Annotated in this window: 13 protein-coding genes; 3 read left to right on the forward strand and 10 right to left on the reverse strand. The window is 63.9% G+C overall.

Features of this window, described 5'->3' with window-relative positions:
• Positions 1-4: 4 nt before the first annotated feature.
• From BO74_RS05885 to BO74_RS05925, 9 genes are all read right to left on the reverse strand, one after another.
• On the reverse strand, positions 5-1114 hold the full coding sequence (locus tag BO74_RS05885) for a VIT1/CCC1 transporter family protein (RefSeq protein WP_496440772.1): 1110 nt from the start codon (positions 1112-1114) through the stop codon (positions 5-7).
• A complete protein-coding gene (locus BO74_RS05890) occupies positions 1111-1722 on the reverse strand; it encodes a hypothetical protein (RefSeq protein WP_496440773.1) in 612 nt (203 codons plus the stop codon). The genes BO74_RS05885 and BO74_RS05890 overlap by 4 nt, the downstream gene beginning before the upstream one ends.
• 138 nt (positions 1723-1860) lie before the next feature.
• Positions 1861-2985, reverse strand: coding sequence for a PQQ-dependent sugar dehydrogenase (locus BO74_RS05895; protein ID WP_496440774.1), 1125 nt, complete (start codon positions 2983-2985; stop codon positions 1861-1863).
• Positions 2986-3028: 43 nt separating this feature from the next.
• The gene (locus tag BO74_RS05900; RefSeq protein WP_496440775.1) at positions 3029-3811 is read right to left on the reverse strand and encodes a LamB/YcsF family protein; all 783 of its coding nucleotides are present in this window, start codon (positions 3809-3811) and stop codon (positions 3029-3031) included.
• Between the two features lie 12 nt (positions 3812-3823).
• Positions 3824-4828 (reverse strand): 5-oxoprolinase subunit C family protein, encoded by a 1005-nt coding sequence (locus BO74_RS05905; RefSeq protein WP_496440776.1) that lies wholly within the window; start codon positions 4826-4828, stop codon positions 3824-3826.
• Positions 4825-5601: a 5-oxoprolinase subunit PxpB gene (gene pxpB, locus BO74_RS05910; protein ID WP_496440777.1), complete on the reverse strand. Its 777-nt coding sequence runs from the start codon at positions 5599-5601 to the stop codon at positions 4825-4827. The genes BO74_RS05905 and pxpB overlap by 4 nt, the downstream gene beginning before the upstream one ends.
• 1 nt (position 5602) lies before the next feature.
• Entirely contained in the window at positions 5603-6901 is a 1299-nt protein-coding gene (locus tag BO74_RS05915) for a TRAP transporter large permease (protein ID WP_496440778.1), read from the reverse strand.
• A 16-nt stretch (positions 6902-6917) separates the two neighbouring features.
• The gene (locus BO74_RS05920) at positions 6918-7436 is read right to left on the reverse strand and encodes a TRAP transporter small permease (protein ID WP_496440779.1); all 519 of its coding nucleotides are present in this window, start codon (positions 7434-7436) and stop codon (positions 6918-6920) included.
• Between the two features lie 116 nt (positions 7437-7552).
• A complete protein-coding gene (locus BO74_RS05925; protein WP_496440780.1) occupies positions 7553-8527 on the reverse strand; it encodes a TRAP transporter substrate-binding protein in 975 nt (324 codons plus the stop codon).
• A gap of 242 nt (positions 8528-8769) precedes the next feature.
• Between BO74_RS05925 and BO74_RS05930 the strand changes: the two genes are divergently transcribed.
• A complete protein-coding gene (locus BO74_RS05930; protein ID WP_496440781.1) occupies positions 8770-9309 on the forward strand; it encodes a winged helix DNA-binding protein in 540 nt (179 codons plus the stop codon).
• Positions 9310-9364: 55 nt separating this feature from the next.
• On the opposite strand, the gene fliW is transcribed toward BO74_RS05930, so the two are convergent.
• A complete protein-coding gene (fliW, locus tag BO74_RS05935; protein WP_496440782.1) occupies positions 9365-9793 on the reverse strand; it encodes a flagellar assembly protein FliW in 429 nt (142 codons plus the stop codon).
• A 158-nt stretch (positions 9794-9951) separates the two neighbouring features.
• On the opposite strand from fliW, the gene BO74_RS05940 reads away from it, so the two are divergent.
• Both BO74_RS05940 and BO74_RS05945 read left to right on the forward strand, forming a co-directional pair.
• Positions 9952-12288 carry a Tex family protein gene (locus BO74_RS05940; protein ID WP_496440783.1) on the forward strand — a complete coding sequence of 779 codons (2337 nt, stop codon included), beginning with the start codon at positions 9952-9954 and terminating at the stop codon, positions 12286-12288.
• A 14-nt stretch (positions 12289-12302) separates the two neighbouring features.
• Positions 12303-12686, forward strand: a complete 384-nt coding sequence (locus tag BO74_RS05945) for a hypothetical protein (RefSeq protein WP_496440784.1) — start codon at positions 12303-12305, stop codon at positions 12684-12686.
• Positions 12687-12729: the final 43 nt, after the last annotated feature.

The following is a 12729-nucleotide window of genomic DNA, read 5'->3' on the forward strand; positions in this document are numbered from 1 at the left end:
GGGTTCAGGCGATCGACGCGCCGAACAATATCCCGACGCCGAACGTCACCGCCGCCGCGACACCGCCGAACAGAACCTGGCGGAACGCCGAATAGGCGAAGCTGCGGCCGTTGAACAGCGAGGTCACCGCGCCGACAGCACCGAGCCCGAACAGGCTCAGACCGATGCTGGCGACGATACCGACCGAGTTTTCCAGCCAGAAGAACGGCGCGACCGGAAAAATCGCGCCCACGGCAAACAGCAGCAACGAGACACCGGCCGCACTCCACGGGTTGCCGCCGAGTTCCGCCGGATCGATGCCCAATTCCTCGCGCGCCAGCGTCTCCAGCGCAGTCTCGCGGTTTTCCATGACCTTCGTGGCGATCAGCCAGGCCTGTTCGCGCTCGATGCCCTTGGCCTGGTAGATCAGCGCCAGTTCCTTCTTCTCGGCTTCCGGCGTCTGTTCGAGTTCCTCCGCTTCCCGCTCGATCTGCGTGCGCGCCAGTTCACGGGCGTTAGCCACCGACAGCCACTCGCCGAGCGCCATCGACAGGGCGCCGGCGACGAGTCCGGCCATGCCCGTCAGCAAAACAGTGGCCGAGGCGGCCCCGGCGCCGGCAACACCCATGACCAGGCAGAAATTGGAAACCAGCCCGTCGTTAACGCCGAGCACCGCGGCACGCAGCTCGTTGCCTGATCCGCCGCGGTGCCAGTGCTCGGCCCCGGCGATATCGGCTCCATCGACCGGCCCGCCATGCCCGGCCGCAGCGCGAATTACCGTCGCATGGCCGTGTTCATCCGCGGACAACGCCGCGGCATCGGGCTGGTTCGCGTACTTGTTGCGATCGGCGTACTCGTTGGCTGCGACAACCGGCAAGACGAATCGCGGACCAAAGCGTCGCGCCAGACGGATCAGCACCCGAGCCTTCAGCGAAGGATTCTGGGGGAAATCTGCGATTCCGGCCGCCAGCAGTTTGTCGCGCCAGACCTCCGCGTGTTCGTCCTCCGCCTGCGCCAGTTGCAGGAACAGATCCTTGCGCGTCGGATCGCTCTCATAGCTGGACAACGCGGCATAGAGCGCCGCGCCGTCGAGCTCATCCTGCAGGTTGTCACGGTAGCGTCGAATCGAATTCAATTTTCATCTCCCTTATTGACGGAATTCTTGCCGGCGTCCTCCACAAACTGCCGGCGCAAACGGTTCAACCCCTGCCGGAACGCCTCGGCGTCACCGTGATCGAAGAACTTCGGATAGCGCTCATGCGCCGCCTTGATCCGGCGCGCATGCTTGATCGGACACCAGTACTGCTCGGTCCGCGACGCCACCTCGCGGGTGTAGGCCGCCACGCCGTTGCCGTACGAGCAATAGAAACAATTGAATTTCTCGATCAGGTTGAGATACGGCAAATCGCCGCGGTCGAACACCAGAAAATCCGAGCGCTTCACCTTGGGAATGCGATAGACCGGGAAGCAGATCGCCTGATAGACAGTAACGAACAGATCCATCAGCAGAAACGGAATCCAGCCGCTGTAGACGATCGGTGCGGTGAGGATGTCCAGCAGATTGCTGCGCGCCAGGAAGCGGAACAATCCGATCTTGTAGCGCTTTTGCTGGCGCAGGAATTCTTCGGCCAGTTCGGCCTGTTTTGTCAGCAGATCCTCGCGAGCCTTGCGGTATTCTTCCTCGACGTCTTCCTGCAACGCCTGGATACGCGCCAGCAGGTCGTTCAGATTGTTCTTGAGCATGACTCTTCCCGGTCGGCAATGACCGGAGTGTAAGTCATCGCCACCGGCGCGGATACCCGGGCACGACTACCGCAGGGCACTCGCATGAACGCCCTCCCCCGCTCCTTCAAGGGCTGGCAAATACACACTACCCGCCCGTCATTCCGGCTCCAAACGAACGATGCGTCCATTGGCCGTGTCGGTCAGGAGGTAGAGGAAGCCATCGGGGCCGTTCCTCACGTCGCGGATGCGCCCAAGCTGGTTTTCCAGCAGCCGCTCCTCGCGCACGATGCGGTGGCCGTCGAGTTCCAGCCGGACCAGCATCTGCCCGCGCAAGGCGCCGACGAACAGGCTGCCGCGCCACGCCGGAAACTTGTCGCCGGTGTAAAAGGCCATCCCCGCCGGCGCGATCGACGGCGTCCACTGCAGGAGCGGCTGAGCCATGCCGGCCTTTTCGCTGCCTTCGCCGATGCGCGTGCCGCTGACGTAATTCCGTCCGTAGGTGATCACCGGCCAGCCGTAATTGCCCCCGGCGCGGATGATGTTGATCTCGTCGCCGCCCTGCGGCCCGTGCTCGTGCGCCCACAGTTCGCCGGTTTGCGGATGCAGCGCGGCGCCCTGGATGTTGCGGTGGCCAAGCGTGAATTTCTCGGGCAGCGCGTTGGCGACGCCGACGAAGGGATTGTCCGCCGGCACGCGTCCGTCGTCGTGCAGGCGAATCACCGAGCCGGCGTGGTCGTCGAGTCGCTGCGCGCGCGCCATCTCTCCCCGGTCGCCGAGGGTAATGTAAAGGAAGCCCTTGCGGTCGAAGACGAGTCGCGAGCCGAAATGCTGGCCAGCCCATGTCCTCGGGCGCATCGAGAATAGCACCTCGACATCGCGCAGCGCATGGCCCTCCAGCCGCCCGCGTGCCAAGGTTGTTCCATAGCCGCCCTCGCCCCCCGCGGCGTAGGAAAGGTAGACCCAGCCGTTCGTCTCGAAGCCGGGATGCAGAACGACGTCGAGCAAGCCGCCCTGCCCCGTGGCCGCCGCGGTCGGCACGCCGGCAATGGGGCGCGGATCGAGCTTTCCGTCACGGCCGATCAGGCGCAGCCGCCCCGGCCGCTCGGTCACCAGCATCCGGCCGTCCGGCAGGAAGGCGAGGCCCCACGGATACTCCAGCCCTTCGCTGACGGTAACGACGCGAAACGGTGTGACCTGCCCACGCGACTCCTCCGGCCACAAGAGCAGGAAGCCGGCGAGCAAGAGAAGGATGATCAGGAAAATCCAGCGAACTCGGTTCATGGGCGTCGGACCCATGAACCGAGCGCCGGGTTCCGCCCGGCTCCTATTTCGCCGCGGCGTGAATCTCCGGAATCGTCGCCATCGTGTAGCCGGCCTTTTCCAGCCCCTCGCGCAGCGCCTTCGCCGTCGCCACCGCTTCGGCGTTGTCGCCATGCACGCAGATGCTTTGCGGATTGACCGGGATGCGCTTGCCGGTGATCGAAATCAGCGCCTGTTCCTCGACCATGCGCATGACGTGCGCGAGGCTGGCTTCGGCGCCATGCACCATCGCGCCGGGCTGGCTGCGCGGCACCAGGTTGCCGTCATCAAGGTAGGCGCGATCGGCGAAGACTTCCTCGACGATCGGCAGTCCCTGTTCGCGCCCGGCCAGGATCAGCTGCGAGGCCGCCGGAGCGAGCAAAATGAGTGCCGGATCGAGGCGCTTGACGGCGCGGGCGATGGCATCGGCGACCTTGCGCTCGGCGCAGGCGATGTTCGACAGCGCGCCGTGCGGCTTGACGTGAGTGACCCGCATCCCCTGGGCGCGGGCGCAGGCCTCAAGCGCGCCGATCTGGTAGAGCATCATCGCTTCCAGTTCGTCGAGCGGGATGTCCATGCGCCGCCGGCCAAAGCCCTGCAGATCGGGAAAACCGGGATGCGCGCCGATGCTGACGCCGTTGTCGCGGGCCAGCGCCGCCGTCCTGAGCATCACCGACGGATCACCGGCATGGTAACCGCAAGCCACGTTGGCCGACTTGACGATGCCGAGCATCGCGCCGTCGCTGCCCATTTTCCACGGGCCGAAACTCTCGCCGAGGTCAGCATTCAGATTAAGCAGTTTGGTCATGTCCTTCTCCTGTCAGATCGCCGCCCACGCGGCTTCGTCGTCAGTGCCGTCGACTGGCGCATCCAGCGCAATGGTCTCCGCCCAGGCGAGCCAACGGCTTTCGAGTTCCAGCAAGGCAGCCTTCGCTTCCGCGGCATCGACGGCGCGAAAACGGAGCGCATCGCCCGGCTTGCGTTGCGCGAGGCGCGGCAGGTCGGCCGAAATCACCGTGGCGATCTTCGGGTAGCCGCCGACCGTCTGGCAATCGGCCAGCAGGATGATCGGCTGGCCGTTGCCGGGCACCTGGATCACACCCGGTGTCACGCCGTCGGAAACGATGTCCGCCGCTTCCGGCGTCACGTGCTGGAGCGGCGGACCGTCGAGGCGCATGCCCATGCGGTCCATCTGCGGCGTCACCGTGTAGGCCGAGTTCAGGAATTCCTGCAGCGCTTCCGCGGTGAAATGCTCCTGCTGCGGGCCGAGGATGACGCGGATCGGACTCTCGTCGTAGCACCACGGTGTGGCATGCCGTTCGCCCTGCCGGGGATCGGCCGGCACGCCGCAAGGCAATGAATCTCCCTTGGCCAGCAGGCGGCCGTCGATGCCGCCGATCAGCGCGCGCTGGTACGTCGAGCGGCTGCCGAGTTGCACCGGCGTGGCAAAGCCGCCGCTGACCGCGATGTAGGCGACGCCGCCGCGCACCGTTCCGGTTTCCAGCACATCGCCGGGTTCGAGCGCAAGACTCCGCCAGGCCGGCGCATCCTCCTGGCGCCCGTCCGCCCGGCGCACCTTCGGCGCCATGTTGCCGACGACGGCCACGCGCACCGCCCCCTGCGTAACCCGCAACGCCGGCCCCATGACGCGCACTTCGATGCACGCCGCGTCCGTGGCATTGCCCGCCAGCGCATTGGCGCAGCGCGCCAGAATCCGGTCGAGACAGCCGGAAACGGTGATTCCCATGTGCCGGTAGCCGAAGCGGCCGGCATCCTGGATGCCGTTGCCGAGGCCAGGATGGGTGACTTCCAGCACGCTGCTCATGACCGATCTCCTTCGCCGGTCACCAACAGGCTGTTCCGGTCGAGCATACCGGCCTTCGCCGCGGCCTCCATCTCAAGGTAGGTGCCGCGATCGATGGCCCGCCAGCGCACGCGATCGCCGGAAGCCAGCAACGCGGGCACCGGGTCGGCCGCCGAGAACATCGGCACCGGGGTGCGCCCGAGCAGACGCCAGCCCCCCGGACTCTCCCAGGGATAAACCGCGCACATCTCGCCGGCGACGGCGAGCGAACGCTCCGGCACGGCTTTGCGCGGCGACGCCAGCCGCGGCATCTGCAATTCGGGCGGCAGGCCGCCCATGTACGGAAAGCCCGGCATGAAGCCGATCATGTAGACGCGGAATTCGGCCGCGGTGAGCCGGTCGATCACCGCCTCGCGCGTCATTCCCTTGATGTGTGCCAGTTCGGCGAGATCGGGCGCGAACTCGTCGTCGAAGCAGACGGGCAGGCACCATTGCCGCCCTACCGCCTGTTTGGCACCCGACGTCTGCGCCAGGTGCAGCAGCGCCTCGCCGAGACGTTGCCCGTCGCAGCGCAGCGGATCGAAATGCACGGTCAGCGAGCGGAAGGTCGGCACGACGTCGACGATGGCGCTGAAAAGCGCATCTTCCCTCGTCTGCTCGAGCGCCTCGGCCAGACCGAGCACGCGCGCATGCAGCGCCGGATCGATAACGTTGCCGAACTCGACGGTCCACGCGGTATCGCCCACCGGCAGCAGGCGGGCTGAAAGCATCCCGCCGGTTTCATTGCTGTTCAACTCACCCTCCCATGTGTTGCGGTAACCAGTTGGTGATGTCCGGGACGAAGTACATCAGCAGAACCATCACCAGCATCAGAACGAACATCGGAAATGCCTGTTTCGACAACCAGGAAATTTCCTTTTTGGTCATCCCCTGCAGCACGAACAGGTTGAAGCCGACCGGCGGGGTAATCTGCGCCATCTCGACCACGAGCACCACGAAGACGCCGAACCACAGCAGGTCGAAGCCGGCCCGCTCCACGGTCGGCAGCAGCACGCCCATGGTCAGCACGACCATCGAGATGCCATCCAGGAAGCAGCCGAGCACGATGAAGAACACCATCAGCGCGAAGATCAACGCCAGCGGCGGCAGATGCAGGCTGGTGATCCATTCGGCGAGATGCCGCGGCAGCCCGATATAGCCCATCGCCAGCGTCAGGAACGCCGCGCCGGCCAGGATCAACGCGATCATGCAGTAGAGCCGCGTCCCGCCGAGCAGGCTTTCGATGAAATTTTTCCAGGTCAGCGCCCCCTGGAACGCGGCGATGGCCATCGAACCGACGACGCCCAGTGCCGCAGCTTCGGTGGCCGTCGCGATGCCGGTGTAGATCGACCCCAGAACGGCGGTGATCAAGGTCACGACCGGAATCAGATGGCGCGACTCGTGCAGTTTCTGGCGGAAGGTCAATTCGCGGTCCGGCTGGGGAATCTGCTCGGGATGCATCAATGCCCAGACCATCGTATAAGCCATGAACAGCCCCGCCAGGATCAGCCCCGGGAACACCCCGGCGATGAACAGCTTGGCGATCGAGACGTTGGCCGTAACGCCATAGACGATCATGATGATCGACGGCGGAATGAGCAGTCCGAGCGTCCCGGCCCCGGCCAGCGTGCCGATGGCGATCGAGTCCGGATAGCCGCGCTTTTTCAGTTCCGGCAGGGCCATCTTGCCGATGGTCGCACACGTCGCGGCGGAGGAACCCGACACCGCGGCGAAGATCGTGCAACCGATGATGTTCGTATGCAGCAGACGCCCCGGAATCTTCTCCAGCCACGGCGCCAGCCCCTTGAACATGTCCTCCGACAATTTGGTGCGGAAGAGGATCTCGCCCATCCAGATGAACAGCGGCAGCGCCGTCAGCGTCCAGGACGATGACGATCCCCAGATCGTCATGACCATCGCGTCGCCAACCGGTCGCGAGGTGAACAACTGCATGCCGACCCAGGCCACGCCGGCCAGTGACAACCCGATCCAGACACCGCTGCCGAGAATGGCGAACAGGACGACGATGAGAAAGGCGGTAATGTAAAAATCCATGATTCGTCCCGTTGGGCTATTCGACGCGCGCCGGTTCGCCCTCTTTCGGCGCCTCGACGATTTTCCGTCCGGACACCAGATCGGCGAGATCCAGCGCGAACGCCAGGGTAAAGATGATCGTCCCGATCGCCATGCCCAGCTGCGGAATCCACAGCGGCGTGGCATCAAGGCCGGTCGAGATGTCGTTGAAGGCATACGACTGCATGACCAGGCGGATCGAGTACCACGCCAGCAGCGCCGCCACGCCCAGCGCGACGATATGGCAGAACACGTCCAGCCACTTCTTGGCCCCCGGCGGCAGATGGTTGATGATCAGCGTCACCCGGATATGCTCACCGCGGCGCAGCGTTGCAGCGAGCGCCAGAAAGGCCGACGCGGCCATGCAGTAGCCAGCGTAGGCATCGGCACCGGGAATTTCCAGTGCCGGGAAAATCCGCCCGAAAATGCTCGAAAGCACGGCCAGCAATGTTCCGATCATGAACACACCGGCAAGATAGCCTGTCGCATTGAACAGGCCGTTCAACAAGGAACGCATCGACTTCCCTCGGAAATGAAGCGGGCGACCGGTGGTCGCCCGCGGGTTGGTTTCAGGCCCGGATCGAAAACGACGTCACGACGTTTTCCGCTTTCGGTTGTCCGTTGTCCGCGGAATTACTTGCGGAAGGCGTCGATGATGGCCTGCCCTTCGGCCCCGGTCTGCGTCGTCCAGTCACCGATCATCGTCAAGCCGACCTTCTTGAAGTCTTCGCGCAGTTGCGCGGAACCGGCCTCGACCGTCATCCCGTTCTTGGCCAATTGTTCCTTGTACCAGTTGTTCTTCTCGGTGCTGGTCTTCCAGCCACGCTCCTCGGCCGCTGCAGCCGCCTTGAGGACGGCGTCCTGGGTCGGCTTGTCGAGCCGCGAGAACGCCTTCTGCGAAACGATGATCAGGTTCTTCGGCAGCCAGGCACTCACGTCATAGTAGTACTTGACCTGCTCCCAGACCTTGCTGTCGTAGCCGGTCGCACCGGAGGTCATGAATGCCTGCACCGCGCCGGTCGCCAGCGCCTGGGTCAGTTCGGCGGCCTGGATTGTCACCGGTTGCGCCCCGACGAGTTGTGCGATCCGGCTGGTGCCCGGGTTGTAGGCACGCCATTTGACGCCCTTCAGGTCAGCGGCAGAGTTCAGCGGCTTGGCGCTGTAGATGCCTTGCGGCGGCCACGGCACCGAGTACAGCACCTTCAAACCCTGCTTGGCCAGACGCGCTTCAGTCGCCGCCTTGGACACTTCCCAGAGCTTCTTCGACTCCGCGTACCCGGTCGCCAGGAACGGAATCGAGTCGACGCCGAACATCGGATCCTCGTTAGAGAAGCCGGAGATGATGATCTCGCCGATGTCGGCCTGCCCGCCCTGCACGGCGCGCTTGATCTCGTTGGCCTTGAACAGCGAACCGTTGTCGTGCACGGTGATCTTCAGCTTCCCGCCGGTCGCCTTGTCGACGTCGGCAGCGAACTGAACGATGTTTTCGGTGTGGAAATTATTGCCCGGATAGCCCGTCGGCATATCCCATTTCTGCTGGGCAAACGCGCTGGAACCGGCCAGCAGCGCCGTCGTGGCGGAACAAACGGCAACAAGCGTCTTCAACATAGAGTTCTCCATAACCAGGGTAACCAGAACCGGCCGGTCGGCGACCGACCGGGGCAAGAGTGAAACCGATCGCAAAATCAGGTGACACGAAAAGCAGTTCAGATACCGTGGGTCAAAAGCAGAACTCATCCCAGACCACGGGGCCTCAACGTTAATAAATCGTCAATGTATTGTCAATTTAAAACTCTTATAATGCCTCGCTGTCCCGCGCTTTTCACCCCCTCCCCCGTCACGGAATCGCCATGGATCTCACCCCCAAAAAACTCGAACCAGGCCAGAAGCGGCAGCGCATCGTTTCCTCTGCGCATCTCGTCTCGCCCAAGTCTCCTGAGCTCTCGGAGATCGAATTCGGCCTGATCATCGCCACCAACGCGTTCAACCGCTGGATGATCCGCTGCATGACCGCCGCCGGCGCCAAGGATCTGACGCCCACCGACGTGCTGGTCATGCACCACATCAACCACCGCGGAACCGAGAAGCGGCTGGCCGACATCTGCTTCGTGCTGAACATCGAGGACACCCACGTGGTGTCGTATTCCGTCAAGAAATTGATCGGAATGAAGTTCGTCGCCAGCACCAAGCGCGGCAAGGAAGTCTATCTGGGCGTCACCAAGGAAGGCGCCGCGCTGTGCGAACGCTACCGCGAGGTGCGCGAGTCCTGTCTGATGCCCGGATTCTCCGGCAAGGAAGAGGAAAACCAGCGCTTCGGCGAAGTGGCGCAACTGCTGCGCGCCCTGTCGGGCCGCTACGACCAAGCCGCCCGCGCCGCGTCGTCTTACTGAATGAAAGTTGCGGACAGGGCGTGTCGCCAGCGCCCTCGCCCGCACCTGCAGCGGGTCAGCGCCCGTGCAACACCAGCTTCGGCTGGAAATCAGCCAGGATCTTCTGCATCCCCTTGCGGCTGTTAAGGTTCAGGATGAGTGGCGAGCGGGTGTTCGCCGCGATTTTCCCGTCCTGTGCCTCATCACGATAAACAATGACAACCACGGCGGCATCCTCGGGCTGCGCCAGTTCCAGCAGGGAACAATCCTCGTCGCTGAGTTCGATCTGGTATTCGAGATCGAGCCGTTCCGGAAAAACCACGGGAAAGACGACAGATGAATCGTCTACGGATTGCAGCCAGAACACCGTCGGCTTGCCTTCCTCGTGGAACAGCTTGAAGCGGTGACACTGTTCGAAACCGGCCAGACCCTTCGGGAAATCGAAAAGCGTTTCCGGATCAACGTCAACGTCCTTCAACCCCAGACGCTCAATATCAATTTTCATGGACACTCCCTGACAAGGTATGGATGGACAGGCAGATGGCATTTAACTCCATCGACAAGGGAGCACGCAAGGCGTGGGGTCGCACTTGACTGCATGCGCTTGAATTTTCCGCTCCGATTGCGCATAGTTCGCCCTTTTTTCCTCGTCCCTGATCGCTGATGGCTTCCTCCGCAGAACTCCGCATCACCCAGAAGATCGCCGAAGAAATCGGCAGCACCCTACATCAGGTCGTCGCGGCCGTCGGCCTGCTCGACGAAGGCGCCACGGTGCCGTTCGTTGCCCGTTACCGCAAGGAAGTGACCGGCGGCCTCGACGACACGCAGTTGCGCACGCTCGACGAGCGCCTGACCTACCTGCGCGAACTCGAAGATCGCCGCGCCGCGATCCTCGCCTCGATCGACGAACAGGGCAAACTGACGCCGGAACTCGCCGCGCAGATCAACGATGCGGAAACCAAGCAAAGCCTCGAAGACCTCTACTTGCCGTACAAGCCCAAGCGCCGTACCAAAGCGCAGATCGCCCGCGAGGCCGGCCTCACACCGCTCGCCGAGGCGCTGCTCGCTGATCCGACGCTGAAACCGGAGGACGAAGCCGCGAAGTTCATCAACGCCGAAGCCGGCTTTGCGGATACAAAGGCCGTGCTCGACGGTGCCCGCCAGATCCTCATGGAGCAGTTCTCCGAAGACGCCGCGCTGCTCGGAAAATTGCGCGAATACCTCGACGAACACGGCGTCGTCAAATCGACCGTTGTCGAAGGCAAGGAAACCGACGGGGCCAAGTTCCGCGACTATTTCGACTATTCCGAGCCGGTCAACACCGTGCCGTCGCACCGCGCGCTCGCTCTTTTCCGCGGGCGCAACGAAGGCGCGCTGCAAGTCTCGTTAGTCCTGGATTCGGAGTTGGACGAAGCCAACAAGCCAGTCGGCCACAACCCTTGCGAAGCGCGCATCGCTAGGCATTTCGGCATCGCCGATCAGGGCCGCGCCGCGGATAAGTGGCTGGCCGACACAGTACGCTGGACGTGGCGCATCAAGGTCTTCATGCACCTCGAACTCGATCTGATGAACGCCCTGCGCGAGCGCGCCGAGGAAGAAGCGATCCGCGTCTTCGGCACCAACCTGCACGATCTGCTGCTCGCCGCGCCGGCCGGCCAGCGGGCGACGATGGGCCTTGACCCCGGCATCCGCACCGGGGTCAAGGTCGCTGTCGTCGACGCCACCGGCAAGCTGCTCGACACCGCCACCATCTACCCGCACGAACCGCGCCGCGACTGGGACGGTTCGCTGCACACGCTGGCCGTGCTGGCCAGGAAGCACAACGTCGATCTGATCAGCATCGGCAACGGCACCGCCTCGCGCGAAACCGACAAACTCGCCGCCGATCTGATAAGGAAATTGGGGACAGACCCCAATTTTCACCCAGTTTCCTTGACCAAGATCGTCGTTTCCGAAGCCGGCGCCTCGGTCTATTCCGCCTCCGAGTACGCCGCGCGCGAATTCCCGGAACTGGATGTGAGCCTGCGCGGTGCCGTGTCGATCGCCCGGCGCCTGCAGGACCCGCTCGCCGAACTCGTGAAGATCGACCCGAAGTCGATCGGCGTCGGCCAGTACCAGCACGACGTCAGCCAGACCAAGCTGGCGCGCGCGCTCGACGCCGTCGTCGAGGACTGCGTGAACGCCGTCGGCGTCGATGTGAATACGGCCTCCGCGCCGCTGCTCACCCGCGTTTCGGGCCTCAACAGCACGCTCGCCGCCAACATCGTCAGCTACCGCGACAAGAACGGTGCCTTCCCGAACCGCAAGGCGCTGCTCGACGTTCCCCGCCTCGGCGAGAAGACTTTCGAGCAGGCCGCCGGCTTCCTGCGCATCACCGGCGGCGACAACCCGCTCGACGCCTCTGCCGTCCACCCGGAAGCCTATCCGCTGGTCGAGCGCATCCTCGCCGACATCAAGAAGGGCATCAAGGACGTGATCGGCGACTCACGCCTCGTCAAATCGCTGCAGCCGGCCAAGTACACCGACGAGAAATTCGGCCTGCCGACCGTGCAGGACATCCTCAAGGAACTGGAAAAGCCGGGCCGCGATCCCCGCCCCGAGTTCAAGACCGCCGTGTTCAAGGACGGCATCGAGGAGGTCAAGGATCTGCAGCCGGGGATGATTCTCGAAGGCGTCGTCACCAACGTTGCCAACTTCGGCGCCTTCGTCGATATCGGCGTGCACCAGGACGGCCTGGTGCATATCTCGGCGCTATCCAACAAATTTGTGAAAGACCCGCACGAAGTCGTCAAGGCCGGCGACGTGGTGCGCGTCAAGGTGGTCGAGGTCGACCTGGCCCGCCAGCGCATCGCCCTGACCATGCGCCTGACCGACGATGCCACGCCCGCCGGCATGAAGAAAGGCAACGTGCCGCTGAGCAACAAGGCCAAACAGCAACAGGCGCGACAACCCGAAACGCAAGGCGCGATGGCGGCGGCGTTCGCCAAGCTCCGCCGCTGACCCTGGAGGGGAAAATGACCGCACGCTACTACCTGCTGCTGGGTTCACCCGAGCCTGTCGCCTGGACGGTGGACGTCGCCAGCGAAAGCGAAATCATCGCCCGGGCCGAGGAGGAATGCCGCCTCAGCGGCGAAGACCTCGAATTCCTCGCCGGCTTCGAACTGATCGGCACCGGCAAGCGTGCCGGGAGCATCGGCGTACACGCGCTGGGCTGGTCGCGCGACTGGATGCCCGGAGAGAAACTCAGGACATCGCTGCTGAAACTCGGTGACGAAGGACGCACCTGCAAGGCCTTCGATGCGGCCGACCCAGCGCAGGTCAGGGATTTTCTCGAGCAGGCGGAAGCCGTGGGGCTACGCGCCGACGCCAGGGCACTGGCGAAGTTTTCCGTGGTTTAGCCGGCAATCCAGCCGACGACCGATCGCAGCCGCCTGCGCAGAC

This window comes from Propionivibrio pelophilus DSM 12018 (assembly GCF_059569095.1).